The organism is Methanomassiliicoccus sp., from assembly GCA_033485155.1.
Classification (GTDB): Archaea; Thermoplasmatota; Thermoplasmata; order Methanomassiliicoccales; family Methanomassiliicoccaceae; genus UBA6.
The window spans coordinates 558392-583183 of the sequence record JAWQJJ010000001.1; the positions used below are offsets into that span (position 1 = coordinate 558392).

Genomic DNA, 24792 nt, shown 5'->3' on the forward strand with positions numbered 1-24792 from the left:
ATTATATGGGCTACGAGGAAATATTTCCGCCATATGACATGGAGTGGCATGCGCATGCCACCAAGCGCTTTGCGAATCCCTTCGTTGACAACAAGTATGACAGGGTAGATGTTGACCCGGTCATGCTGTCCCATGCGGCTATCGCATGCGGTTACACGATTAGGGATTTCTACGAGAAGCCTGAGCTGGGCATACACTGCCTGGCCTACATCTACCAGATGTACGACCTGCTACCGGTCACTCACTGGTTCTACTCGACCCCTTGGCTCAAGGAGCTGGGGATGGAGCTGACCCAGAAGGACACCCTTCCTCCAATCGCCGAGACTCCCATCATCAGCGAGCCCGGCCAGGTGGATGACCTTGAGGTGCCCGACGAGAAGGCCATCAGGAACGGTTACACCTACCCGCAGTACCAGAGGCTGTACTCTTACGTCCAGAAGAACCTACCGCAGACCTTCGTCCCGATCGCTTACGGTTTCGATCCGGTCGGAGAGGCCTCCCACATCTGCGGCGTCGAGAACTTCATCATGTGGACCTTCACTGAGCCCGAGGCGGCCCAGAAGCTGCTGAAGAAGTTCACCGACACCGCCATCGAGGGCGCGCTGTGCACCGCTAAGGACTATGGCATGGCCATGCTCGTCCTGGGTTCCGTCCTGGCGAACAACGATATCTTCTCTGACGAGGCTGTCCGTGAGTACTCCGTCAACAACATGCGGTACTACATCGACAAGTGCTTCAGGGGAGGCGCTGGCCCGCAGATCTTCTACCACTGCTGCGGTAACCACGAGACCGACTACAAGGAGTTCCACAACCTTATCTGGTCCCCCTTCACCGTGTTCCACATCGGGTACAAGGGCCGTGAGGTCTTCCCGACCGAACTGCTGAAGAAGGAGTTCGGGAACAAGGCCACCATCATGGGCTCGGTCGACACCAAGCTGATGATCAACCCCAACCCGAAGGCGGTTTACGATCAGGCTGCGGCCTCCGTTAAGGCTGGACGCGACAGCCCCAGGGGATACATCCTGGGCTGCGCTTGCGAATGCCCCATGTACACGCTCCCCGGCAACATCCTGGCCATGACCAGGGCGGCTGCGGACCACGGGACGTATGGGAAGTTCTGAGGTGAGCCAAATGGATGCAAAGTTCTCTGCTAACGCCAAGGACCTGCTGGGGAAGAGGGGCCTGAAGGAGGCCGATGTCGCGGACGTCATCAAGACCGCGGAGACCTCCCACAGGAAGATCACCGACGGTAAGGTCAGCATCGCCAAGAAGCGCATCGGCGAGGTCACCATCTACGCCGTCTACGACAGCCACGGCAACGTCGAGTCCGCATACTCTCACCGCATGGTGCTGGGCGAGCCTGTGAAGACCACCGACGAGCCCGAGGTCACCAAGTGGGAGTGCGTGCACTGCAAGGAGAAGGCTATCGCTGGGACCGTCAACATGACCTATATGGGCATCACCAGGTCCGGACCGGCGGTCGTCTGCCAGAAGTGCGGCGACTCCTGGGTCGAGGAATACCTCGCCACCAAGACCATCGCGGCGGCCGAAGGGCTGTTCGAGAAGAAGAAGGCGTAAACCTCTTTCGGCCGCACTGCGGCCCCTTTCAATATTTTTCTTTATACGCTAAGCAAGCCACACGCGATTTTCAGCAACACATAATTAGCCAGAACCGATTGAGGTTAGCGGACCGGTGACGATAATGATAGAGAACCTAGGGGAGAGCAGCAGCCTGTGCCCGGAGTGCCTTAAGGTCATCCCGGCGGTCAAGTATGCCGAGAACGACAATGTGTACCTGGAGAAGACCTGCCCGGAGCACGGCAAGTATAAGGTATTGATCTGGAGGGGATTGGCCGATTATAAGTCGATGAAGGCCTACGCCTGCGTGCCGTCCAGGCCGGAAAAGTATATCGTCACCAAGAAGGCCACCTGCCCCATTGACTGTGGACTGTGCCAGGACCACACACAGCACACCTGCCTGGTGGTCCTCGAGGTCACCAACGACTGCAACCTGAAGTGCCCCATCTGCTTTGCCTCGGCCAACGAGCGCTATCACTTCAACCCCACCATGGATCAGATAAGAAGCATGTTCCAGACCACGCTAGACTATGTGAACAGTCCTACCTGTATCCAGATCAGTGGCGGGGAGCCCACCATCCGCGACGACCTGCCCGATATCATCAAGCTGGGCAAGTCGATGGGCATCGATTACATCGAGGTCAACACCAACGCGGTGCGCTTCGCCCAGGATAAGGAGTTCCTCCTGGCCTGCAAGGAGGCGGGAATGGACTCCCTATATTTCTCCTTCGACGGCCTCACTTCTGATGTCTACATGAAGACCTGCGGAAAGGATCTCCTCGCAACGAAGCTCCAGGCCATAAAAAACTGCCAGGAACTGGGGATCGGGGTGACGCTGGTCACAGTGGTCTCTCCGGACATCAACCTGCATCAGATCGGGGACATCATCAACTTCGCCAAGAAGAACGTGCCTACGGTTAAGGGGATTCACTTCCAACCTCTCAGTTATTTCGGCCGCTATCCCATTGTCCCCAAGGACGAGAACCGAACGGTGCTTCCTGATCTGCTCAAGGAGATCGAGAAGCAGACCAAGGGCGAGCTGCGAGTGGACAACTTCATTCCCACCTCCTGCACCAACGTCCACTGCGACGTGAAATCCATGTCAGTCATCATGGAGGACGGCTCCCTCTTCCCCCTTACTCACAGAGCCATGGGGCCGCCCAAGGACACCTGCTGCGTGGCCACTAAGACGAGGAAGGAGATCAGCGACCTATGGCGGTACATCGATGAGAGCCTGGGCAATGATGGGGGCGAGGCCAAAGGGTCCTGGGATGAGTTCATCCAGAGAGCCCGGACGAACTACCTGACGATCTCCAGCATGCCCTTCCAGGACGTATGGAATGTGGACACCGATCGGCTGAAGGGATGCTGCATCCATACCGTGACCCCGGATGGCAAGCTCATTCCCTTCTGCCTGTTCAACATAAACAGCGTGCATGGCAAGACCCTCTATCGCCACGAGATCCTGGAGAAGTATGCCAAGTGGGGCTCGTCTTAGGCGTCCGGCAGGACGCCTGAATTTTTAAAATTTTGAAGGAGGGCGGCGGCTCACCGCGTGCCCTTCTTCCCCACACTCTTGTTGTAGTTGGAAACGATGTTATTCATGTAGTCGGCCAGGAGCTTCTGGCGTTCCCAATCCTTGGTCAGGGGGCCCTCCAGGGGGAACTCGGAGTCGCACCTGAGGCAACGGGCGAGCTGACACCCGAAAGCGCCCTTCCGGCAACCCTTGCAGGCTATGGCCCTCGACTGGAAGAGGGAGAACTCGAGGCCGCAGTTGGGACACTTGATCTTCTTCGTGGTCTTGAGGAGGGCAGGGGTCACTCCCATCTCCTTCATGTGCTCTGTCAATACCATCTCATTGCCTCTCCATCCTATATGGTCTGAATGTAAAAAGCCTTTCTGGTCGCCCCGTCCATCATTGGTCCAGCTCGACCTCTCTGGGCTCCATGGAAGGCGGGAAGATCGCCGGCCACCGCAGGAATGGCTTGTACGGATAGGATGCTGTTCCTTCGGTCTCCCTTAGTCCCTCCATCAGCTCCTCGATCCTGGGGGCGGGGAACGCCACCACGACCTCGGACTCCTGTACCAGGCCGTAGGCGCGGTCGCCCATGCACGGCACGTCCACGGTGACCGCCCCCGCGTCTACCGCCCTGGCGATGGCCGAGCACAGCGAGGCTTGTCCGGTCATGCGTACCGATACGACTTCCCCTCGGGCGTAGGCGAAGGCGATGACCAGACGAAGCGCCCGCGCCGGGCTCATGTACATCACGATAACATCAGGGTCGAAGGGCACAATGTCCAGCGGGGCCATGATCACTCCGGAGAACCGCTTGCCGGCATTGCCCAGCATGTACATGTTCTCGTGTAGGCGCCTGGCCGCCTCTACATTCTGGGTGAATGGCAGGTTGAGGTCACCCTCCGACAGTCGTTCCGGCGTGCGGACGAGGCCGAGGCAGGCCGCCCCCCACAGGCATTTGGTCCCCTGGCTCGACGCGCCCACCAGACCCTCCGCGCGGTTGTAGCGGGCAATGGCGGCCATGTGGCAGGGGGTGGTATCGGTGAGCAGCCGGGCATCACGATAGTCCAACAGTTCCCTCGGTTTCTCCAGCAGCTTCACTCCGACAGGGTAGGCCGGCAGGCACACCTTGTTGCGCAGCTCCTCAGTAATGGCCTTCCAATTATGGCCGGGCATCGCCTCTTCATCGCCTTCCCATGTCTTTAGATTGTTGTTGGAAGCAGCGTTGATGGGCGAGAGTTTATTTCCCGAAAAACACCTGGGGGGCCCGGATATTTAAAAGGGACGTCCGGAGGAAGGACCGGGCGAAGGAGGATGCACATCATGGTCGACCAAGTCGCAGATGAAGCTCTGGTTGCCGCAGAGCCAGAGAGGAACACCGTAGAGGACCACATAGCCCTCATTTTCCATAAGGATGAGGAGAGGCTCACCACCATAACCCCCCTGATCAAGGTGGGGCTGGAGAAAGGCGAGCTCTGTCTGTATGTCTCCAACGAGGAGAACGATCAGGCCATCGTGGAGGCGCTGAGAGCCGAGCACATCGACGTCGAAAAGGCGGTCAGCAACGGCAGCCTGATTCTCACCAACAAGCGGGAGATGTACTTCAAGCTGGGGCGGTTCGATCCGGAGTGGACGATCCGGGTCATCAACAACATCGCCGATCTTGCCCGATCCTATGGCTTCACGGCCATGCGGGTCATGTCCGAGATGGCGTGGACCCAGGAGATGGTGGCGGGCATCGAACGATGGCCGGAGTACGAGGCCAAGCTGAACGCCCTAAATCCCGGCATCTCGCTGCGCATCATATGCCAGTACGACCGGCGGCTATTCTCCCCCGAGGCGCTCATGGCGGCCATCCAGACCCATCCACGGATCGTGGCGGACGGGGAGATCAGCAAGAACAGCTTCTTCATCCCCTCCGACCGACTGCTGATGGGCAACTATGCCGAGGCAGAGCTGGAGATGGTGATGGCCAGCATCCGGCAGCTGAACAGCTCGGAAGCAGCCCTGCAGGACCGTGACAGCATCATTGAGCGATTGACCCAGCAGGCTGATGCCGATAACGCCGCCAGGAAGAGCCTGGAGGCGGCGCTGGACGAATCCCGCCATCGGTTCAAGGAGTTCGCTGAGCGGGCCTCCGACTGGGCCTGGGAGCTGGACGAGCAGGGAGCGTTCATCTACTCCTCCCCGAGGATCAGGGACATCTTGGGAATGCAACCGGAGGAGATCATCGGCAAGACCCCCATGGACCTGGTGTCCAAGGAGGCGGCCGACCGGACGGCGAAGTTGCTGACTCCGGCGATGTCCTCCCACGCCCCCATCTCGGCATTGGAGATGGAGGCCAGGCACAAGGACGGCCACGTCGTGTACCTGGAGATGAACGGGACACCTCGCTTCGACCAGGATGGTAAATTCCAGGGGTATCGTGGCGTGGACCGGGATATCAGCGGGCGCAAGGCCTCCAAGCAGGCCATCGAGGAGAGCAGGAGGCGGGCAGAGGAGTCCCTGGCCGAGATCAAGGCCCGGGACGAGCGCATCGCCGCCCTGGATCAGGAGATCGTCCAGCTCAAAGGCTCTCTGGCCGAGTTCGATTCCTCGCTCACCGCCTTGCGCGGCGAGATCGACGGAAAGGAGAACATCCTGAGGGAGGCCAACGAAAACCTGGCCCGGCTGAACGAGAGCCTCCAGGCCCGTGAGGCGGAGATCTCGACTCTGCGGGCCTCTCATGACGAGAAGCAGTCCACGCTCGAGGCCCAGGCCGATGAGATCGCCGACCTCAAGCGGCAGCTGGAGGAGCGGGGCGGAGAGTTGAGCGGTATCCAGGCCGCGCTGGCCGCGGCGCAGCTGGCAGTCCTGGGCAAGACCTCCGAGCTTGAGAAGCTGACCTCCGGCTTCAACGCCCAGTCCTTGGAGCTCAAGGGAGCGAGGGATTCCCTATCCGGGGTCGAGGAGACCCTGGCTCACAAGGAGCAGGAATCCTTCGCCATGCGGCAGCAGATCGACCGCCTGGAAGCGGACCTCAAGGCCACCAAGGAATCGTTGGCCATGAGGAGCGAGGAGTTCGGCAGGGCGCAGCAGGAGCTGTCCGAGGCCAAAGTGTCGCTGGAACAGGTTAAGGGTGAACTGGCGGTAGGGAGCGAGGAGCTGGCCCAGAAGGTTAAGGACCTGGCCGGGGCAGAGGAGCTCGCCGAGCAGAGGGCCCGTGAGCTGGCGGCCGCCAACGAGGCCATCGAGGCCAAGACCGGCGAGCTGGTCACGGTCAACGGATCGTTGGAGCAAAAGGTAGCCGAGATCGCCGCCGTCACCGCCCTGGCAGAGGGAAGGGCGACCGAGCTGTCCTCGGTCAAAGAGGACCTGGAGCGGACGCAGAGCGAACTGTCCTCCACCAAGGTGTGGTTGGAGAGAGCTGCATCGGACCTCGCCGCCGCCAAGCAGCTGATGGAGCAGAGGACCTCCGAACTTGGTGCCGCCAACGAGGCCATCGAGGCCAAGACCGGCGAGCTAGCAGCGATGAACGCGTCCCTGGAACAGAAGGCCGCCGAGTTGGCTGCCGCCAACGAGCTCGCGGAGCAGCGGGCCTCGGAGCTGGCAGCGATGAGCGCGTCCCTGGAACAGAAGGCCGCAGAACTGGCGGCGGCCGAGAGCAGGGTCGCGGAGAAGGATGGTGCCCTGGTCGGATCACTGGCTGAGGTAGAGGGCCTCAAGGCCATGCTGTCATCCAGGGAGAGCGACCTGGAGGCCCGGACCGCCGAGCGAGACGCCCGCCTGGAGGAGATCGCTCAAGCCCGGGAAGACATCGATAGGCTGGAGCAGACGCTGGTGACCCGCGGCGGGGAGCTCGCCGGGACCGTCGCCGCCTGTGAGGGCGTTAAAGCCGACCTCGCCGCCCTCACCGAGGAGCTGCAACTCGCCCGCGAGAGCATCGACCGGGTGGAGGAAGAGAAGGTCGAGCTAAGGAGCACGATCGAGGCTCGCGACGTCGCCTTGGCCGATCTCAACGCCGTCCTGGGCCGAACCACCTCGGACCTCGCCGCCCGCGAGGGCGAGCTGGCGACGGTCCGCGCGGTGCTGTCGGAAAGAGAACGTGAACTGTCCCAAGCCTCATCGCGGGTCGATGTGCTGAGCAAGATCCTCGTACTCAAGGAGGAGGAACTCTCCGCTTCTCTCAAGATCAGCGAGGCCCGTAGGTGCCAGGCCGACCAATTGGACGTTCAGGCCAGGCAGCTCGAGGCTGACCAGAACGTCAGCGTCACGGTCATCAGCGGCCTGAGGGAAGCTATGCATCGGGGCGGCAAAGATCTGGCCCAGGCGAAGGCGGAGCACGAGGCCGCGTTGGCCCAAGCCTGTGCCGCAGCAGCCCGGGAGCGGGAGCTCGCCGGGGCCCGGTGGGTGGAGAACGTTCTACTCCGGACCAGGGTGCAGGAACTCGAGGCGTCCAGGAACGCAGCGACCGGAGAGGCAATGGGGCTGCGCAAAGCCTTCATGGGCCTGGCGTCCCCCGCAGCCATGGTATCTCCGGAGGGCAAGATCATACTTGCCAATCCGGCCATGGAGCAGATAATGTCCATGGATCTGGCCGGCAGGGCTACCGCCGACCTGTGGCCCGGGCTGGACATCAGCGAGCCGGGCTCGATCCGGATCGAACAGAACGGCCAGCTGATGGAGATGAAGGTGCTCCCCTCCGCCCTGCGGGACGGGATGCAAGACATCGGCACGGTGCTCACCTTCGGCGAGCCGGTGCCGATCAGGGCCGCCGAAAGCAAGGGACCCAACCCTGCGGCCTTGGCTCACGATCTCAACGATTCGCTCCAGGTCATTATGGGCAGCGTGTCCCTGGCTAAGGAGTACGTGATCCCCGAGGGCCGCATGTACAGCAAGCTCAGGCGGATCGAGAGCGCCTCGGTGACCGCCCGCGATCTCGCCAGCCAGCTGATGTCCCCGGCCCGTGAGGTGCACCTAGATGCGTCCTCGGTACCCACCAACCTCACCCGGGGCAAGGGCAGACTGCTGCTGATGGATGACGACGAGAACGTGCTTGAGGCGACTGGAGACCTGCTGCGATACCTTGGCTACAACGTCGAGGTGGCCCGAGACGGAGAGGAGGCGGTGGCCATGTGCAAGGAGGCCGAGGAAATATGGCAGTCCTACGACCTGGCGATGGTGGATTTATCCATCTCCTCAGGGATGGGAGGCTTGGAGGCGAGCAAGAGCCTGGTGGCGATGAACCCCCGGATCGCACTGATCGTCACCAGCGGCTACATTTCCGACCCAGTGATCGCCGATCCGAAGGCCCACGGGTTCGCCGCCGCCCTATCCAAACCCTACTCCGCGGAACTGCTGTCCAAGACCATCGCCGAGGTCCTGGCTAGCCAGCCTTCCGCTTAAGCAAACCTATTTCGGACGCCAGGTGATGCACCGACCTGATGGCTCTGCTCGATAAGGTCAAGATCGCGATCGCCAGGAGGAGATTGACCTCCCTCAAGGTCAAGGGGGACGCCAATCCCCTGGAGGGATGGATCCATGGCAAGGTGAGAAAGGAGTTCGATAGCTCCAGGGAGTTCCGGCAAGCCATCGGTCGTGACCAGCTGGGGGCGGTAACCAGGAGGGACCTCCGGGAGTACCAGCTCCACCGGTTCCGCCAGCAGATGGCCTACGTCATGGAGAACTCCTATTACTACAAGAAGAAGTTCGAGGCTGCCGGGGTGAGGCCGGAAGACATCCGGACCTACGATGATCTGGAAAAGGTCCCCTTGACCGACCCCGCAGACCTGGCGGCCGAACCGCTGACCTTCCTCTGCGTGTCACAGAGCAAGGTGATGCGGGCATTCACCACCTCCGGCACCACGGGCACGAGGAAGCGACTGTTCTACACGCAGGATGATGTCCTCAACATCGTCGACGCCATCTCCGCCGCCCTCCGTTCCGTCGGCATGTCTGGGCAGGACAACCTACAGATCATGTTCCCGGCAGTCTCAGCCTGGGATCCGGGGCTCATGTTGGAGAGCGCCTGCAAGGTCGCCGGACTGCGGGCCAAGGTGTGCAGCTCAGTGGACGTGGATGAGCAGATTAGGACGATGAAGGAGCAGAACACCAAGGTCATGATCGGCCTGACCTCCTTCTTATACCGGATCACCGTCCTCGCTAGGGACAAGTACGACCTTCGGTCCTTCGGCATCAAGGCCATCATCTGTTCGGCGGAGCCCTTGCCAGAAGCGATGCGGCGGGAGATGCGTTCGGCGTGGGGGTGTAAGATCCTGAGTCAGTACGGTATGACCGAGATGGGCCTGGCGACGGCCATCGAGTGCGAGGCCGCCGACGGTCTGCACATGGATGAAGCCGATTACCTGGCCGAGGTCATCGACCCGGCGACCGGGAAGCACCTCCCGGAGAGGACCACGGGAGAGCTAATCTTTACCTCGCTGTGGATGCAGGGAACCCCCTTGCTGAGATACCGCACCCGGGACCTCACTCACCTGATCGAGCCGCCGTGCACCTGTGATTTCGTCACCATCGGTAAGATGGGCAAGGTTCAGGGACGCATGGATGCCCAAACCAAGATCGGCTACGGTCAGAAGATCTATCCAGTGCTGTTCGACGAGGTGCTTCTTTCCATCCCCGGAGTACTGGGATATCATCTGGTCCTGGAAAAAGAAGGATATCGCGATAAACTCACTTTCAGGGTGGAGATGAAGGGCGATACCGGAGGCGCGCAGGACAAGATCCTTGAGGCGCTGATGCAGCTGGACGAGATCAGGGAGCCGCTGGAGAACGACCTCATAACGAAGCCGATGATCGAGATAGTACAGGCCGGCAGCGTGCCCTTCGCCCCCAAGAGCAAGGTCATCGAGGATCGCCGGCAAAATTACGATCAGGCGACTGGCCCGGCGAAAGATTCTTGACCGGTCAGGGAGTAGCGGGGACCGATGAAGGCCGGAGTGATAGCCGTCCAGGGAGCCGCGCCGGAGCACGTCCGGGCGCTGGAGTCCGCGTTGGCCGAGCTGGGGAGAAGTGGGAGCGTAATCACCGTGCGCAGGCCCCAGGAGCTGGAACAGGTGTCCTGTGCAGTCATACCAGGAGGAGAGAGCACCACCATCTCCAAATTGCTGATGCACTCCGGTCTGCACGATCTCATCATCAAGCGGGCCGAGGAGGGCATGCCGGTGTTGGGCACCTGTGCCGGGTGCGTGCTGCTGGCGAAGGAAGGGGATGGCGAGGTAGAGAGGACTGACACCAGGCTCCTTGGCCTCATGGACATGGCGGTCGACCGCAATGCCTTCGGTCGGCAGAGGGAGAGCTTCGAAGCTCCTCTGGACATCAAGGGGATGAGCGCACCGTTCCCCGGCGTCTTCATCCGCGGCCCGGTGATCAGGAAAGTCTGGGGCAACTGTGAGGTCCTGGCCCGCTACGGTGAGCGTATAATAATGGCAAGGCAGGGCAACCTGATGGCTCTGAGCTTCCATCCCGAGCTGTCGGGCGACAACCGCATCCACAGGGCGTTGCTGGAGATGGTGTGAGGTTCTAGGACTTCACCGCCCGGATGATGCCCTCCAGGCGGGCGACGTACTCGCCATTCTCTACGACCGTTCCGGTGACTACCACACTGGCGCCAGCGTTCTTGACCCTGGCCGCGGTCTCCGCGTCCCGGATCCCTCCACCTACCAGCAGCGGGATGTCGATGGCCGACCTCACCGCCGAGATCATGTCCTCGGGCACCGCTTGGGGTGCGCCGCTCCCGGCCTCAAGGTACACGTAATCCATCCCCAGGTACTGCGCGGCGAGGGCATAGGCCACCGCCCGCTTGGGCTGGTCGCGGGGGATGACGTCGGCCTGGCCGACCTCACCCACTTTCATCCCCGGGGCCACGATGATGTACCCCATGGAGATGGTTTCGAGCTTGAGCTTCCTGACGATGGGGGCACCGGCGACCTGTTCTCCCACCACCATTCTGAGGTTGCGGGAGTTGAGCATGCTCATAAAGTACATGGCGTCGGTGTAGGGAGAGATGGCATTCGCGCCCGACGGAAAGTAGATGACCGGGACGTCAACCTTCGCCTTGATGGCCTGCACCGTTTGATCCAGATTCTCCTGGGTGACGCCTGTGGAACCGCCGACCATGATGGCATCGGTGCCCAGCTCGCAGGCGGTCCGGGTGATCTCGGCGGCCACGGCAGGCTCCTGCTTGGCGGGGTCCAGGAGAGTCATATGCAGCGCGCCTTTCTTCATCTTCTCACTAAGGATATCTTTGACGGTCATAGCAAACCTCCCAGTAAGAACGAGACCAGCGCGACCAGCATGCCGTACTTGGCCCATTTCTGCCCCTGCCTGGGATTTCGGAAATGAACTATAGAGCAGTATATAAATATTGCATCAGCGAACAAAACCGCGGCCAGATAAGCCAGGCCGAACCGGCCGGCGAGGTACGGCTCGAAGGACAGGGCCACTGCCACCAGGAAGGCGACGCTGGCCACGGCCCCCGCGGCCCCCGCTCCGATCCGCTGGGGCAAGGTGCGCCGATCGAAGTCCGAAGTCATGTCCTGAACGTCCTTGACAATCTCCCGGCCCAGGGTCGCCAGCATGGCCATGATGGAGATGGCCAGGGTAGCGCGGATGTCCCCGACCACGGCTCCTCCGAGTAGGAAAAGCATGCCGGTGAGCACGGCGATGGAAAGATTGCCGGACAGGCCCATCTTCTTGGTCTTCAGCTCATAGGCCAGCATAAGGACGATCGCCACCAGCACGATGATGAAGGACAACACGCCCCACAGCAGGACTGCAAAGGCCAGGGAGATCACGAACGCCCCCGCGGATATGTTGCGGGCGGCATCCGGCTTTATCCTGCCGGACGGGATCGGCCGCTCGGGGTGGGCCAGCTTGTCCACATCGCGATCAAGGTAATCGTTGAGGGTATTGCCCCCGATGATGAAGGTCACCACCACCCCGGAGGCGATGGCGATCTGAGGGAGGAAGTTGACGATATCGGTGCCCACCGCGATCAGGGCGGCAAGGACGAGGCCGACGACTCCCATCACGCAGTTGCCCACGCGGAACAACTGGACGTACCTGTTCACGCAGGCCCATTAATGTGCGAATAATAATCCTTTGCCCTCGGACCTCAGGGCCCTGGACGCCGGAAGGAGGCCCCGAACTGGCGCTCCTCCAGCTCGATCATGGCCTTCATGCCGCTGGAGATACGTCTCACCGAGTGGCGGCATTGGGGACCACAAGGGACGGAGAAAGCGCGGTCGTTGGGCTTGGGCCAGTACTTAATGCGGTGCCCGTTGTAGAGGTAACCGATTTCCAGCACCATCCCCTGGAACGGCTCACATAGGTCTCCTGGGGCGTCGGCCGGGGCGGCCCGGTAGACCTGACAATAGATCTCACCCTCCTCCATCAATCGGCGGCACAGCCCGCGCACGTACCAAGTGTTGAACTCGGTCCGAGCCAGCGTCCTTGCGGCCCGCGCCGGCTCGGTGCGTCTCACCCCGCCGAAGGGGGAGGGTTCGAACTCGGCCCACAGCTCCTTGGCTATAAGGGCCTCGGCCAGGGAGTCCTCAGTGCCCCTGATGACCGCTTCCTTCATCAGCGGTCCGAATCGTTCCCTGCCCTCGGCGGAGAGGCTGGGGCTCCGGTAGGGGTGGTCGCCATTCTCCTCGGCCGTCAGCTCCGCGAGCATCCACCGGCGGGTCTCCCCATCAAGCTCTTCGTACCGCATAGCATTTCCAAATCGTCGAGGACGGTATAGAACATTGCTCCCGCTGGTCGTTTACAGGTCGTTCTTGGTCCTGGACCCTTCGTCCGCATGCTTTAAATGCCCGAGCGCATCTGTGAGAGGCCGATGTCCGACCCAGATGTCACCGCCTATGTCGAGGAAATACGCTCGCTGGTGACAAAATACTTCCCCGTTTACGAAGTGACGGTCAACTACGACGCCATCAAGCTGATGGTCCGCGCCGATGAAGCCACCTTGGGCCCCAAGTTCGAGGACCTCCGCAAGGAAATGAAGACTCATCAGCTCATCCCGTTCATCAACTACTCGAAGGGGGAGCACGCCATAACTGTGGTCCGCTCGCCCCCGGCCCGCAAGGGCAACATGCGGATCAATCAGGTGCTATTGGCGATCACCTTCATCACCACCACCCTGTCCGGCACCCTGCTGTGGGCCGATTATGTGGGATCATCCGACTGGCTCGCCGCCGATAACATCCTGTATGGGGCGCTGTTCTTCGCCCTCCCCCTGATGACCATTCTCGGCATCCACGAGCTATCGCACTATATAGCTTCCAAGCGCCACGGGGTGGACGCCTCGCTACCATACTTCATCCCATCCATACCGCCCTTCGGCACCTTTGGGGCGTTCATCTCCATGCGCGACCCCATGCCCAACCGGAAGGCGATGGTGGACATCGGCATCGCCGGGCCCCTGGGAGGTCTGGCGGTCACCATCCCGGTGGCGATCATCGGGCTGTACCTCACCGCCAACGGGCACGCCGTCTCTGGCGCGGTCAGCGACGCGGGGATGATGGCCATCTTCATCCAGCCGCTGTATCAGCTCCTCGCGGTGTTCGTACCGCTCAATGATGGCATGGCCCTGCACCCCACCGCCTTCGCCGCCTGGGTCGGGTTCCTGGTCACCGCCATCAACCTGCTTCCCATCGGGCAGCTGGACGGCGGGCACGTAGCCCGGGGACTGCTGGGCGATAGGGCGAAGTACGTGGGCTACGCGACCTTCTTCTTCCTCGCCCTGATGACCCTGTTCTACGACGGCTGGTTCCTCTTTGCCATCCTCGTATTCCTGCTGGGCCTCAAGCATCCCGCGCCCCTCAACGACGTCACCAAGATCGACAAGCGGTCGATCGTCCTCGGTCTGGCCGGCCTGGTAGTGTTGGCCGTCACCTTCGTCCCCCAGCCCATGGTCACCATCTCTCCGGACCATTCATTCGAGCTGAACGTGGTCGGAGGGAACAACACCACCGCGGCTGCTGGTTCGATGGTCGAGTTCACCGTGCTGATCAACAACACTGGTAACACCGACAGCCAGGTGCGGATGAGCCTCGAGAACATTCCTGGTAACTGGACCGCATCGATCTTTCTGAGCAACGGATCCTCGTCCGATGCCACCAACATCTTGGACTTGGATCTTGGCTATCAGACCAACGCGTCGGTGACCGTCCTCATTCACCTTCCAGCCGACGCCACGGCGTCGAGGACCCTCGAGCTGGCAGCGACCGCCTCCGGCGTCAGCGTTTCCCAGGATCTCACGGTCAGCGTCGCCTGAGGACGCAGTAGTTGCGTGATAGGGAGCGGTGCACCTTCTGCAGGTGGTGATGCACCAGCTCCAGGCCGTCGGCGTGAGGACAGGGGCGGGGAAGGACGACGCAGGCCCTGGTGCCCTGCTCCAGCACATCGCTCACCGAAGCCATGGCTCGATCATACAGCTCGCCCAGGGGTTCCTTCATCGTGCTGGTGGCCCGGCCGTAGGGGGGATCGGTAGCGACCACATCCACCTTGCCGAACACATCGCCGATGTCCCCGATGTCGGCGACCTCGATCCTCTCCCACGGCAGGTCGAAATGCTCCATATTGCGTATGCAGCCCTCTACCATCGCCGGGGAGATGTCCGAGCCGCATGCTTTTACTCCGATCGTCGCTGCCTCGATGAGTACGCCTCCGGTACCGCAGAATGGGTCCAGCAACCGTCCTCCCCGGGGAACGAGGGTCATGTTGACCACCGCCCGGGCGAATTTCGGGTGCAAGGAGATGGGGGAGAAGAACGGCCTCTCTGCGACCTTCCGGGCCTCGAACTGCGAGCGGTCCACCTCCGCCTCCCGCAGGTAGAAGTGCACCCGGTCGGACACGAACAGGCCGACCTCAACCTCGGGAGACACGAGATCAACCCGTCGCCCACCGGCAACCGCTCCGCCGACCTTCGCCGCCAGCCGGTTGAGGTCCACCTCCTGGCAGTGGCCCTGAAATCGCTTGGCCCGCACTGCGATGCTTCCCAATGGCAGGTCCAGGCCTTCGGCGAATCTCACTGTTTCCTCCATCGGCGAGGCGCCCAAGTATCGTCCCAGACGGTGGGTGAGGGCTAGCCTTGAGGCTATGTCTCTCATCTTACTGCTATCGAAGCCGAAGATCGCGTAGCCCGGTCCGTTCTCCGAGAGCTGGAAGTGATCGCACTCGGCGGCACAGCAACCGTACGCTTCCGCCAGCGGGAGGGACGGATGCTCACCGGACAGCTCGAAAAAATATGGCACCAGGCTCATGCCCTCCCTCCTGGGGTGGGCATGGCCTCAGTGCTCTCAATCCCTGATCCCTTCCTCGCCAACGCTGATGACCGCCTCGGCCTCGGGAAGGTTAGGGGAGTCAATTAACCTTGCTATACGCTTGCCCCCCTTGCTCTTCCTCAGGTACAGGCGGTAGGTGGCAGCATGGCCGACGATGTGCCCGCCGATCGGTCGGGTCGGGTCGCCGAAGAACGCATCGGGCTTGGCCGATACCTGATTGGTCACGGCGATGACCGCGTTGTTGAGATCGGCGAAGCGGAGCAGATCATGCATGTGCTTGTTGAGGTTCTGTTGCCTCTCCGCCAGCGCACCCCGGCCGACATACTCGGCCCGGAAGTGGGCGGTCAGCGAGTCGACGATCATAAGGCGGACATGGAGGTCATGGGCCAGCTCCTGTGCCTTCTCCACCAGCAGCATCTGATGGTGGGAGTTGAAGGCCCTGGCCACGTGGATCTTCTTCAGCACCTCCTCGGGGTCGAGGTCCAGTGCGGTCGACATCTGGACAATCCTCTCCGGCCTGAAAGTGTTCTCGGTGTCTATGATGAACACGTTCCCATCGAGGCCGCCTTCGTCTACCGGACGACCGGCATTGACGGCCAGCTGGAAGCACAGCTGGGTCTTACCGCTCCCGAACTCGCCGAAGAACTCGGTGATGGCCTGGGTCTCCAGACCACCGCCCATGAGCTCGTCGAACGCTTTTGAGCAGGAGGTGAGCTTGTGAATGTTCCTCCTTCTTTCAAGTATCAAGTCTCCGGTCTCGAACCCTCCGACGTCCGCGGCCTGCTTGGCCGCGTTGATTATCTTCACCGCGGTGGACTCCCCGATCTCCGCCACTTCGGCGAGAACCTTGGGGGATTCTACCGCGATCGCCATAAGGTCGACATAGCCGGCATCACGCAGCTTCTCTGCAGTTGCGGGTCCTACTCCAGGCAACTCTTCTAGGCTGTTTGCGGGCATTAATGCACCTTCATTCTCTCGAACTCCATTTGAATATAAAAGCGCCCCCCCAGGTATTCGAAAATACCCCTTACTATTAGTTAGCCAGCAGTGTGATTGCCACCGAAAGACGGTCTCTCCCGGCAGATATGGGGCCGACGTCTCCTGCGCCCGCGGGAGATAGGGACGGGACCTAATGGCCTGTCCGATGGGCCAAGGTCGTTCTGAAAAGGTTTATTATCGGATTGCGCTTAGGGAGCCCCCATGGCCCGCAAGAAGAGAAAGGACGAAGAGACGGAGGAGAAGTATGAATGGGTCCCTCCGGAGTTCGATGAGAAGGCCTTTCTCAAGAAAGACATGGTCGGCACCAAAGCCCTGCTATACACCACCTTGGTCGCCTTCCTGTTCGGAGGCTTGTCTGCCGCAGTGGGCAACTATGTGAGCAGCATAGTCGGCTTCATCGTATACCTCGCCGGAGTTATCTTCCTGAACTACTCGTTCAAGTATGCCCGGATCAAGACCGAGGACGTCGACAAGAAGACTACGATCGGCAACATCGCCCTGTACATGCTCCTGGCCCTAGGGGTCTGGATCTTCCTCATTAATCCGCCGTTCTTCTGAACGGCAGTCTTTAAACCTCCCAGTTCATTCTTTTATCGAGCATCGCCGAGAGCGCTGGCCTGTTCTTTTCGACCATGGCGGATAGGCCCATGGCCACTCCCCGCACCTCCGCTTCCCGCAGATCGCTGCCCAGTGCAGCGGTGGACAGCTTTGACCTCACTAGATCATCCGCCTGGGTGTGGGTCCGGGGAGCGACGACCGCCCAATGACCATTCTCTAGGAACGGCCTGCTGAGCCCTTCTTTCTCCCATCTCTCCAGGAAGGCATATGAGTTGTCGACCCAAGCCGGGGGGCCGCTGTGGTATCGGCCCAGTGGAAGAGACAGACCTTCCAGCTCGACCACAAACTGGATTTCTCCGGTGACGTGGAACACGCGGTCGATGACCTTGAAGTCGTTGCTCTCCAGGAGGGCGCATATGCCATCCAGGCTGCGTCTGACTTGAGGGTATAGGTTATCGTCTATGAGGCGGGGCCGGTGCATAGTCACCACCAGCACCCCGGTGCCTCGGCGCGCGACTAGATCCTTCATCTCGGCCAGATCGAGCATCTCCCTAGGGCGGGGAAAGAAGAACCTCTCTGACGGTGCCTGGAGGTACTGGCGGGCGGCATAGATGAATGTGGCCAAGCCCTGAGAGGACAGCGCCGAGGCGACGTTACGGTTGCTATCCACCGGGTCATGGAAGACCAGGGGATCACCGAACTTCCTCCCCCTCCCACCACCCAGGTCCAGCACTGTCCCCCTCTTCCACGAGGATGCTGCCTCCAAAACTTTCTGGAACGTCCCGTACTTTAAGATAAGCAACTCCAGCAGGTAACCGGAAAAGCCCTGGGTCTTTGCCTCCGCTCCGTATATCCCGGTCCCCTTGGCGAACTGCTTGAGGAGACGGACCTCGTCCTTCTGGGCGGCCTGTAGGTGAGACCTCACGTACTGAGTATGGAACGGGGTCCGGTCGACCGCCGATCGGAGGCGGGAAGTATCCTCTATGTGGTAGCAGGGGACCAGGTCCACCTCCAGCCCCTCCCACCTCCCGTGAATGTAGGGGTGCTCAGCGTATCTCTCTTCTCCCTCACCAAGGACCTTCCTGCCAAGCGCCAGCCCGGTCGCTTCAAGCCGGTCCCGGGCTACACTCTCGGGGAACAGGATGAAAACGTCGAGGTCGGGATCGTGGAGGAAGGTGTCCTTGGCCACCGAGCCGACGAGAAGCACCTCCAGCCCCATTCCCTCCATTTGTGTCTCTGCGGTGACCCTCTCAAGAAGTGCCTTGACCTTGCTCCCGATGGCTTCCCGTTCGACATCCGAGGGGGAGATTTTTTTCAATATGTCCTGTTCCAGGGTCACGCCCCATCATCAGGCTCCTGGGCGAAAAGGTTTTTGCCCCGACTGGGCGTTCGAGAGCAACAGAGAATGGTGAGTCCAAGGTCGGTGTGGTGGGGATTCAGAAAACCTTTCATAGGAGGAAAGTTGAGCCACCGACCTCGGACTTCGGACCCGATTTAGAAACACACGTTATTTCAAAATTTTTCTTAGTTCTAACGGAAAAACCTCACTGGTTTGAATATGCAGCGGGTTTGGTATATATCCTATATTAGGGATCGATGATCGTTCCGCGCTGAATCATCGGGGTTGGATGATCGAATGCTCCAAGCTCAAGCGCCTACGCCCTGAGGGCGGTTGGACCGCTCCGGCATCCATGAAGATGGAAGAGGTCCGATGCCAAGGATGCTTGTCTCCACTTGCCTTCGGCCCATCAAGTACCTGGCTCTTCGCCAACAATCGCTCGTTACATTCAAATACGGTCGAGATAAATCGAGTACCGAAAGCGTCAAATGACGCTGTGCCCTATGGAGGATAGGGTTGAAGTGCGAGCATGTTAGATTTAAAGAGTGTCAACTTTGACCGGGTTTTGAGGCGATACGACATACAGATGGAGTCGAAGGAGAGCCCTGAGGACCTGGCCGCAAGGATGGTCCCCAAGGACCCGACCCTCAGGAAGGTCGCCGAGGACGTGGTGTTCATGCGCTATAAGACGGTGAACGACGACGTCATCGCCGCTCTCAAGGAGTACAGCCCTGAGGACGTCATAGAGCACGGTCTGATCAAGGGTATGGATGTGGTTGGGGAGCTGTACGGGCGCGGCATCTACTACCTGCCGCACGTGATGGTGGCCGCGGACGCTATGGACAAGGGCGTAAAGCTTTGCGAGTCCAAGATGAAGGGCACCCGCGAGACCAGGGCCAAGGTCGTGATGCATGTCGCCGAGGGCGACCCCCACGACATAGGCAAGAACATCGCCGCCGTGCTGTTGAAGTCCAATGGGTACACCGTAGTGGACATGGGGCGGGACGTCGCCATCGCCGATGTGGTCACCACGGTCGAGCATGAAAAGCCTCAGATAGTCACTGGCACCGCCCTGATGACCACCACCATGTCCGCCTTCCCCAAGATCGCCGATAAGCTGCAGGAGAAGGGCATCAGCATCCCGTTCATCTGCGCTGGCGGCGCGGTCAACCGCGCATATGTGGAATCGTACCCCCTCGGGGTGTTCGCGGCCAAGGCCATCCAGGGGCCGGTCCTGGCCAATAAGATCATCGATGGGTACGACTGGAGGAAGCTGCGGGAAAATTGGGATAAGCTCACCGCGGTGAAGGAGTGAAGGAGGCATCACTGTGGTTATCAGAAGGTACACCAAGATGGAGTACGGCTCCCCCGACGAGATGGTCTTTGGCGAGTCCAAGTACCCGGTGGCGTATGGCCTGGGGCAGACGGTGGGGGCGGGGGTTGTTGTACCGGAGATCAACTTCGCCCCTCGGCCAGGTGCGGAGAAGAACCCTGAGTCTTTGAGAAGAGAGTACGTCGACTACATCACCAAGGATATCCTCGACCGATCCATCACCCTGGGTTTTCCCGCTGTGCAGCTGGAGAATGAGCACATCTTCCAGATGGTCAACGAGCCCCAAAAGTATGCTAAGCCCGTGGTCGCTGGCCAGAAAGAGCTGATGCAGAAGTACTACGACGAATACAGCATCGCCCTCTCCATTCGTCATACGCTCGCCGATCCTCGACTGGCCGAAGAGGGCCTTCGGCCGGGGATGGACAAGAAGCACAACTACCCTGAAAAGTGCATCCAGTCGATCGAGGTCGCCGCTGAGAACGGCGCTGACCTGCTGTCCATCGAATCGACCGGGGGTAAGGAGATGGCCGACTATGCTGTGCTGAGGCAGGATATCCGCGGCTGGCTGTTCGGTATCGGCTACCTTGGTTCCATCGACATGGAGTGGCTGTGGCCCCAGATCGTGGACATCGCCAAGAAGAACAAGGTGCGGGCGGGAGGGGACACCAACTGCGCCGGTGCCAACACCTCGATGTTCATGGCCGGCGGCTATTTGGATCGAGATATTCCCAGGACCTTCGCCGCGATCACTCGTGCCATCGCTTCCGCCAGGACTCTGGTGGCCTGGGAGTGCGGTGCCACCGGGCCAGACAAGGACTGCGGCTACGAGGGACCGATCGTCAAGGCCATCGCCGGAAAGCCCACCTCCCAGGAGGGCAAGGACTCCCAGTGTGCTCACGCTGACCTAATGGGCAACCTCATCGCTCAGACCTGCGACCTGTGGTCCAACGAGTCCGTCGAGTACCACCCTGAGTTCGGCGGTTCGTCCGTCCAGTGCTGGTTGGGATCCATAGGGTACGAGGCTGCCCTGATGAACATGGCCAAGCAGCTAAAGCAAGACAAAATCCTTCGCGACCTGTATATGGCCACCGACCGCTACCGCAGCCCGGAGGCATTCATCCTGGCCTACGACAACGCCTACAAGATCGGAATGGCCATCGCCGAGCACGGGAACGATATCTATATGCGGGCCAAGGCCGCCGGTATCACCGCGGCGCGGCTGATCGAGGACGAGAACAAGAGCGGGAAGCTGAGGCTATCCAAGCACGAGCAGGACATGCTCAGGAAGATCATCACTGACCTGTCCGCTCTCCCCGACGAGGAGTCCAAGTTCCTCGAACAGTGCCTCAGGGCATACAAGGACGTCCCCATGTTCAATCCCAAGAACTATGACCTTTGATGAGGCCAGTAACTGAAAACCTCTTATCATTTACATTTTTATAAAACCTGGGCGCGATCGAGCGTCGCCGGTGAAAAAGGAGAAATGAAAGGGTTTCCGTGGCCCATTCAAGCCTTGATTAGACTCTTGGTCAGCTCCTTGAACTTGAAGCACTTGTCCGGGCAGATGCGCTCGCACCTCAGGCAGGCAGTCCCGTTGCATAGGTCCGAGGCCACTTCCACCTGGTATCCCGAAGCTCCGCCCTGTTGGACTTTGATGGCGTTCTCCGGGCACTCGTTTACGCAGGCCTGGCAGCCCGTACAGCCCTCGAAGCTCCCCTTGACATAGATGCCGATGTCCCGGAGCACCTTGAGGCCCTTGAACCCAAGATCTGGGATATCTCTCAGCACGGTCCGAGTGACCTTGGGTACGCCCTTGATCTCCGGCAGGGGTTGGATGTCCGCCATCTCCAGCATCATGTTGTAGACCTCCATGGGCATTCCCTCGGTCCAGTATGCGAGCTCCTGCACGAACACCTTCTCGAACACCTTATCGGTGGCGAACATGATGTGGTTGGCCCGGATGGAGTTGGCCAGGCTCTGCAGTTTGTCCATCACCTCGGGTTCCCTGACGATGTCCAGGGCCAGAGCGAGGGAGGTGTTACCGAACTGGTAGATTTGTCCGCAGGAGGGTGGCAAGAGTCCGACCCGCTGGGCCTTGACGGCATCGACATAGGTGCCCGACGCCCCGCTCATGTACATTACGTCAAGCTCCTCGAACTTCAGCCCAGCGTGCTCCAGCAGGGTGAAGTGCCCGGCGCGCATGGCCCCGAAGGTCTTGGAGGCTTCGACCACGTCGTTCTCCTCTAGAATGACTCCGTCTTGCAGGTGCAGTGTGCCGTCCATCGTGGTGATGTGGGGCATCTTGATGAGCCCGTTGTCCAGGCCCTCGGCGATGGCCGAGATGACGCCCGTCCCGGTGATGCCCACGGCCCTGCCGTGCATCTTGCCCTCGTTGATGGTCGCGCCGTTGAGAGGATTGATGATGTCGCCTTCCTGAGGAAGGATGCCATCGTCAAGGATCGTGCACTTCCAGTCGGGGTCGGCGTTGATGTCGCTGATCGCGCCCGGGGAGGCCAGCATGCCCGCCTTGATCGACTGTCCCTCGATGGCCGGACCGGCCGCGGCCGAGCCGGTGTAAATGTCATCGCCGACCTTCAACGCCATCTCGGCGTTGGTGCCGTAATCGGTGACCAGGACGTTCTCCTTCCGCTCCAGCAGCCCGGTCTTGTACATCATGGCCAGCGCATCGGCGCCGATCTCGTGGCGGATGGCCGGAGGAACGTACAGCTCTACTCCGTCGGGCAGATCGAGGCCGAGGTCCACCGCGTTAAGGACGGCAGCGTCCCGCCTCTGCTGCTCGACCCCACGGCTCTTCAACGCGTTGGGCATGGCGAAAGCGAGGTCCCGGACCTCCATGTTCTGGTACATGGATAGCTGGATGGGATTCCCGCAGATGGCCACCCGCTCGACCTTGTTGAGGTCGATCTCAAGCATCTTCATGAGCTTGTTAGACGTGTCTATGAGAAGCTGGTGTGCGATATCCTGGTTGACCTCGATGCAGAAGGTCAAATGGTCCATGACGTTGGCCCCGGGGACCGGGTGCCTTACCGTGATGGCCGTGGATATGATTTTCTTGGACGCCAGGTCCACCGCGTGCATCCTGGTGCCGCTCGTGCCCACATCTATTGCTATTCCGTACATTTCTTCACCTCAGTGATGATGTTCGTGCTCGTGATCATGCTCATGCTCTTCTATCTCTAGCTCCAGGCGATCCTCGAGGATCTCAAGGCAATCCTCCATGATCTCCTCGACCTCGTGGTCATCAAGTCCGACCAGCGCGGCCATGAACTTTATCTCGCCCTTATCCACCGTCGGGCCCGAGAGGCGATCGACGGTCTCTGGACCGATGTCCATGTCGATGAGATTGACCTTTAACGTTCCCTGCCCGGTGGACACGAACGTCTTGATGTGTCCCATCATCAGCCCCTTCTCCTCCGTCACCCTGGTGCCGACATCCTTTAGAAGGCGCTCCATCAACGCCACGAACTCCTTCGAGGAGATGGCGGGATGGGCATGGAACCCGGCCTTAAGACCGAACGAGCCGGCGTCCGCGAGCTCCTTGGAGTTCTCCTCGCTCATACCTTCCCCTCCAGCAGCTTGACCAGCGGTTCGACCCCGTCCCCGAGCTTGGCCGAGATGTAGACGATCTCGGACTGCGGGCTCATCTCGCTGATGATCTTGGTCACCTTGTTCTTGACATCTTCGCCCACCAGGTCCATCTTGTTGATCGCCACGATGTCCGCCCCGGCTATCTGCCGGCTGACGAACAGGTTGGCCTCGCTGAACAGCTTGAGCGCCCGGAATGCGTCGATGAGGCAGATGGTATACATTTGGTCCTCACCGATCATCGACATCCGAACCATTTTAGCCACAATGGAGGGCAGCGCGATACCCGTCGGTTCAATAATGATAATGTCCGGCTTGTACTCCCTGGTTATGGCCCTCAGAGTGTTCTGAAGGCTGCCTGAGAGGGAGCAACAGATGCACCCCTCGGTGATCTCCACGCTCTTCAGCCCATATGAGTCGATGACCGCCCCGTCCACACCTACCTCGCCGACCTCGTTGACAATGATGGCAACCCTCTTTCCAGCCTTGCTAAGATCAGAGCCCAGGCGAACCAGCAAAGTTGTCTTTCCACTGCCCAAAAAACCCGCAAGCTGGCAAACTATCATCGACTATTTCACGCACTAACCACATTTAATATTTCGCCCTGAACGTACAAACGTGGTAGCGCCGACTCCCCATAGCGCTGGGGTCGCTCACCGGTCGAGATCCACCGGGCCGCTGTCCTCGATAATCTCCCGCCCCATGGAACGGGCCGTCCTGATGGTCTTGCCGACCTGCACGGTCATGAGATCCTCGGCGGCGAGGGTGCGGGAGCCGGAGGCCGCCTCGATGTGCTCCGCCTGACGCTTCACCCCCTCATGCACCAACTTCATCCCCAGATGGGTCAAGAGAACGACCTCTGGCCTGATGGCTGAAGCGATCTCGGCGGCGTCCTCGGTGCACAGATGCTTGGGCACCCGAGAGCCCAGGGGTCGGGTGAGGTTAAGGATAAGCACCCGGCATCCCCGATGAGCAGGGACGATGGAATCGGCCAGCTCGGTGTCCCCGACATACGATATGATGCCATTGGTCGTGTGGAACTTGAAACCGACCCCAGTGGGGTCGCTGTGCGATGTCGGAGTGACGTCTACCCTCATCCCCTTGATATCGAAGGTCACGCCCGGCACGGCCCGGACGACGCTGGAGGTGATCGATTGGTGGTATCCCGAGACTGCTGGGCTGAAACCGTTGGTTCCGTCGAGGGCGCTGACGCTTCCCACCAGCGTCCCGGTCCGCTTGAAGCCCCCTTTGGTCATACCTTCGATGATCATCTCCCCATCGGCGTAGTGGTCGGGGTGGCAGTGGGAGATGAGCACAGCGTCGGTCTTGGCGGGATCGAGGGCCAGCCGCCTCATGTTCATCAACGCCGTCGGGCCAGGATCCAGATGTACCCTCGGTCCGTCATTGAGATATATGCCACCGGTGGCCCTTATCTGGTAGATGGTGGCGAAACGCCCTCCTCCGGTTCCCAGGAACGTGATGCTCGTCAATCTCCCATCCTCAAGACACCCACCTTAACGCCTTCCCCTCATAACAATGCTTGCCTGGGACAAGGTTAATCTATCGTGTTCATCATGAA

Annotated in this window: 22 protein-coding genes; 10 read left to right on the forward strand and 12 right to left on the reverse strand. The window is 60.4% G+C overall.

Annotated features, from left to right (window positions below; genetic code table 11):
• Positions 1 to 38: 38 nt before the first annotated feature.
• The 3 genes from SA339_02850 to SA339_02860 all read left to right on the forward strand — a co-directional run bounded on the left by SA339_02850 (position 39) and on the right by SA339_02860 (position 3076).
• Positions 39 to 1121: a uroporphyrinogen decarboxylase family protein gene (locus SA339_02850; GenBank protein ID MDW5562139.1), complete on the forward strand. Its 1083-nt coding sequence runs from the start codon at positions 39 to 41 to the stop codon at positions 1119 to 1121.
• Between the two features lie 10 nt (positions 1122 to 1131).
• Entirely contained in the window at positions 1132 to 1578 is a 447-nt protein-coding gene (locus SA339_02855) for a hypothetical protein (GenBank protein ID MDW5562140.1), read from the forward strand.
• A gap of 124 nt (positions 1579 to 1702) precedes the next feature.
• A complete protein-coding gene (locus SA339_02860) occupies positions 1703 to 3076 on the forward strand; it encodes a radical SAM protein (protein ID MDW5562141.1) in 1374 nt (457 codons plus the stop codon).
• Between the two features lie 50 nt (positions 3077 to 3126).
• Here the strand turns inward: SA339_02860 and SA339_02865 are convergent, their stop codons facing one another.
• Both SA339_02865 and SA339_02870 read right to left on the reverse strand, forming a co-directional pair.
• Positions 3127 to 3432 carry a hypothetical protein gene (locus SA339_02865; protein ID MDW5562142.1) on the reverse strand — a complete coding sequence of 102 codons (306 nt, stop codon included), beginning with the start codon at positions 3430 to 3432 and terminating at the stop codon, positions 3127 to 3129.
• A gap of 61 nt (positions 3433 to 3493) precedes the next feature.
• The gene (locus SA339_02870; GenBank protein MDW5562143.1) at positions 3494 to 4270 is read right to left on the reverse strand and encodes a DUF169 domain-containing protein; all 777 of its coding nucleotides are present in this window, start codon (positions 4268 to 4270) and stop codon (positions 3494 to 3496) included.
• A 147-nt stretch (positions 4271 to 4417) separates the two neighbouring features.
• On the opposite strand from SA339_02870, the gene SA339_02875 reads away from it, so the two are divergent.
• From SA339_02875 to pdxT, 3 genes are read left to right on the forward strand one after another with little or no spacing between them, the layout of a single operon-like run.
• On the forward strand, positions 4418 to 8479 hold the full coding sequence (locus SA339_02875; GenBank protein MDW5562144.1) for an MEDS domain-containing protein: 4062 nt from the start codon (positions 4418 to 4420) through the stop codon (positions 8477 to 8479).
• A 38-nt stretch (positions 8480 to 8517) separates the two neighbouring features.
• Positions 8518 to 9993, forward strand: coding sequence for an AMP-binding protein (locus SA339_02880; GenBank protein MDW5562145.1), 1476 nt, complete (start codon positions 8518 to 8520; stop codon positions 9991 to 9993).
• Between the two features lie 24 nt (positions 9994 to 10017).
• Positions 10018 to 10608 carry a pyridoxal 5'-phosphate synthase glutaminase subunit PdxT gene (gene pdxT / locus SA339_02885; GenBank protein MDW5562146.1) on the forward strand — a complete coding sequence of 197 codons (591 nt, stop codon included), beginning with the start codon at positions 10018 to 10020 and terminating at the stop codon, positions 10606 to 10608.
• A gap of 4 nt (positions 10609 to 10612) precedes the next feature.
• Here pdxT and SA339_02890 read toward each other — a convergent pair whose 3' ends face one another.
• Genes SA339_02890 through SA339_02900 form a run of 3 tightly spaced genes read right to left on the reverse strand, consistent with a single transcriptional unit; the run spans position 10613 to position 12806 of the window.
• The gene (locus SA339_02890) at positions 10613 to 11347 is read right to left on the reverse strand and encodes a geranylgeranylglyceryl/heptaprenylglyceryl phosphate synthase (GenBank protein ID MDW5562147.1); all 735 of its coding nucleotides are present in this window, start codon (positions 11345 to 11347) and stop codon (positions 10613 to 10615) included.
• The gene (locus SA339_02895; protein ID MDW5562148.1) at positions 11344 to 12162 is read right to left on the reverse strand and encodes a UbiA family prenyltransferase; all 819 of its coding nucleotides are present in this window, start codon (positions 12160 to 12162) and stop codon (positions 11344 to 11346) included. Before SA339_02895 ends, SA339_02890 begins: the two co-directional genes overlap by 4 nt.
• Positions 12163 to 12206: 44 nt before the next feature.
• A complete protein-coding gene (locus tag SA339_02900; protein MDW5562149.1) occupies positions 12207 to 12806 on the reverse strand; it encodes a hypothetical protein in 600 nt (199 codons plus the stop codon).
• A 123-nt stretch (positions 12807 to 12929) separates the two neighbouring features.
• Here SA339_02900 and SA339_02905 point away from each other — a divergent pair, with 123 nt between their 5' ends.
• Positions 12930 to 14369 (forward strand): site-2 protease family protein, encoded by a 1440-nt coding sequence (locus SA339_02905; protein ID MDW5562150.1) that lies wholly within the window; start codon positions 12930 to 12932, stop codon positions 14367 to 14369.
• Here the strand turns inward: SA339_02905 and SA339_02910 are convergent.
• The gene (locus SA339_02910; GenBank protein MDW5562151.1) at positions 14356 to 15357 is read right to left on the reverse strand and encodes an RsmD family RNA methyltransferase; all 1002 of its coding nucleotides are present in this window, start codon (positions 15355 to 15357) and stop codon (positions 14356 to 14358) included. The genes SA339_02905 and SA339_02910 overlap by 14 nt on opposite strands.
• 36 nt (positions 15358 to 15393) lie before the next feature.
• Entirely contained in the window at positions 15394 to 16335 is a 942-nt protein-coding gene (gene radA, locus SA339_02915) for a DNA repair and recombination protein RadA (GenBank protein MDW5562152.1), read from the reverse strand.
• 243 nt (positions 16336 to 16578) lie between these two features.
• On the opposite strand from radA, the gene SA339_02920 reads away from it, so the two are divergent.
• Positions 16579 to 16935 (forward strand): hypothetical protein, encoded by a 357-nt coding sequence (locus SA339_02920; GenBank protein ID MDW5562153.1) that lies wholly within the window; start codon positions 16579 to 16581, stop codon positions 16933 to 16935.
• 10 nt (positions 16936 to 16945) lie between these two features.
• Here SA339_02920 and cca read toward each other — a convergent pair whose 3' ends face one another.
• Positions 16946 to 18274, reverse strand: a complete 1329-nt coding sequence (gene cca / locus SA339_02925) for a CCA tRNA nucleotidyltransferase (GenBank protein MDW5562154.1) — start codon at positions 18272 to 18274, stop codon at positions 16946 to 16948.
• 529 nt (positions 18275 to 18803) lie between these two features.
• Between cca and SA339_02930 the strand changes: the two genes are divergently transcribed.
• Complete coding sequence (locus tag SA339_02930) at positions 18804 to 19589, forward strand: B12-binding domain-containing protein (protein ID MDW5562155.1); 786 nt, start codon at positions 18804 to 18806, stop codon at positions 19587 to 19589.
• Positions 19590 to 19602: 13 nt separating this feature from the next.
• The gene (mtaB, locus tag SA339_02935) at positions 19603 to 21006 is read left to right on the forward strand and encodes a methanol--corrinoid protein co-methyltransferase MtaB (protein MDW5562156.1); all 1404 of its coding nucleotides are present in this window, start codon (positions 19603 to 19605) and stop codon (positions 21004 to 21006) included.
• A 107-nt stretch (positions 21007 to 21113) separates the two neighbouring features.
• On the opposite strand, the gene SA339_02940 is transcribed toward mtaB, so the two are convergent.
• The 4 genes from SA339_02940 to SA339_02955 form a co-directional block, all read right to left on the reverse strand.
• Entirely contained in the window at positions 21114 to 22748 is a 1635-nt protein-coding gene (locus tag SA339_02940; protein ID MDW5562157.1) for a methylamine methyltransferase corrinoid protein reductive activase, read from the reverse strand.
• Positions 22749 to 22757: 9 nt separating this feature from the next.
• The gene (locus SA339_02945) at positions 22758 to 23186 is read right to left on the reverse strand and encodes a hypothetical protein (GenBank protein MDW5562158.1); all 429 of its coding nucleotides are present in this window, start codon (positions 23184 to 23186) and stop codon (positions 22758 to 22760) included.
• Positions 23183 to 23779 carry a GTP-binding protein gene (locus SA339_02950; protein MDW5562159.1) on the reverse strand — a complete coding sequence of 199 codons (597 nt, stop codon included), beginning with the start codon at positions 23777 to 23779 and terminating at the stop codon, positions 23183 to 23185. The genes SA339_02945 and SA339_02950 overlap by 4 nt, the downstream gene beginning before the upstream one ends.
• Before the next feature lie 87 nt (positions 23780 to 23866).
• Complete coding sequence (locus tag SA339_02955; GenBank protein ID MDW5562160.1) at positions 23867 to 24703, reverse strand: MBL fold metallo-hydrolase; 837 nt, start codon at positions 24701 to 24703, stop codon at positions 23867 to 23869.
• Positions 24704 to 24792 lie beyond the last annotated feature (89 nt).

Bases quoted from the DNA above. Each gene is read 5' to 3' on its own strand.
- SA339_02850 (MDW5562139.1), top strand. From the start codon at position 39: ATGGAGTGGCATGCGCATGCCACCAAGCGCTTTGCGAATCCCTTCGTT.
- SA339_02855 (MDW5562140.1), top strand. From the start codon at position 1,132: ATGGATGCAAAGTTCTCTGCTAACGCCAAGGACCTGCTGGGGAAGAGG.
- SA339_02860 (MDW5562141.1), top strand. From the start codon at position 1,703: ATGATAGAGAACCTAGGGGAGAGCAGCAGCCTGTGCCCGGAGTGCCTT.
- SA339_02865 (MDW5562142.1), bottom strand. From the start codon at position 3,432: ATGGTATTGACAGAGCACATGAAGGAGATGGGAGTGACCCCTGCCCTC.
- SA339_02870 (MDW5562143.1), bottom strand. From the start codon at position 4,270: ATGCCCGGCCATAATTGGAAGGCCATTACTGAGGAGCTGCGCAACAAG.
- SA339_02875 (MDW5562144.1), top strand. From the start codon at position 4,418: ATGGTCGACCAAGTCGCAGATGAAGCTCTGGTTGCCGCAGAGCCAGAG.
- SA339_02880 (MDW5562145.1), top strand. From the start codon at position 8,518: ATGGCTCTGCTCGATAAGGTCAAGATCGCGATCGCCAGGAGGAGATTG.
- pdxT (MDW5562146.1), top strand. From the start codon at position 10,018: ATGAAGGCCGGAGTGATAGCCGTCCAGGGAGCCGCGCCGGAGCACGTC.
- SA339_02890 (MDW5562147.1), bottom strand. From the start codon at position 11,347: ATGACCGTCAAAGATATCCTTAGTGAGAAGATGAAGAAAGGCGCGCTG.
- SA339_02900 (MDW5562149.1), bottom strand. From the start codon at position 12,806: ATGCGGTACGAAGAGCTTGATGGGGAGACCCGCCGGTGGATGCTCGCG.
- SA339_02905 (MDW5562150.1), top strand. From the start codon at position 12,930: ATGTCCGACCCAGATGTCACCGCCTATGTCGAGGAAATACGCTCGCTG.
- SA339_02910 (MDW5562151.1), bottom strand. From the start codon at position 15,357: ATGAGCCTGGTGCCATATTTTTTCGAGCTGTCCGGTGAGCATCCGTCC.
- radA (MDW5562152.1), bottom strand. From the start codon at position 16,335: ATGCCCGCAAACAGCCTAGAAGAGTTGCCTGGAGTAGGACCCGCAACT.
- SA339_02920 (MDW5562153.1), top strand. From the start codon at position 16,579: ATGGCCCGCAAGAAGAGAAAGGACGAAGAGACGGAGGAGAAGTATGAA.
- SA339_02930 (MDW5562155.1), top strand. From the start codon at position 18,804: ATGTTAGATTTAAAGAGTGTCAACTTTGACCGGGTTTTGAGGCGATAC.
- SA339_02940 (MDW5562157.1), bottom strand. From the start codon at position 22,748: ATGTACGGAATAGCAATAGATGTGGGCACGAGCGGCACCAGGATGCAC.
- SA339_02945 (MDW5562158.1), bottom strand. From the start codon at position 23,186: ATGAGCGAGGAGAACTCCAAGGAGCTCGCGGACGCCGGCTCGTTCGGT.
- SA339_02950 (MDW5562159.1), bottom strand. From the start codon at position 23,779: ATGATAGTTTGCCAGCTTGCGGGTTTTTTGGGCAGTGGAAAGACAACT.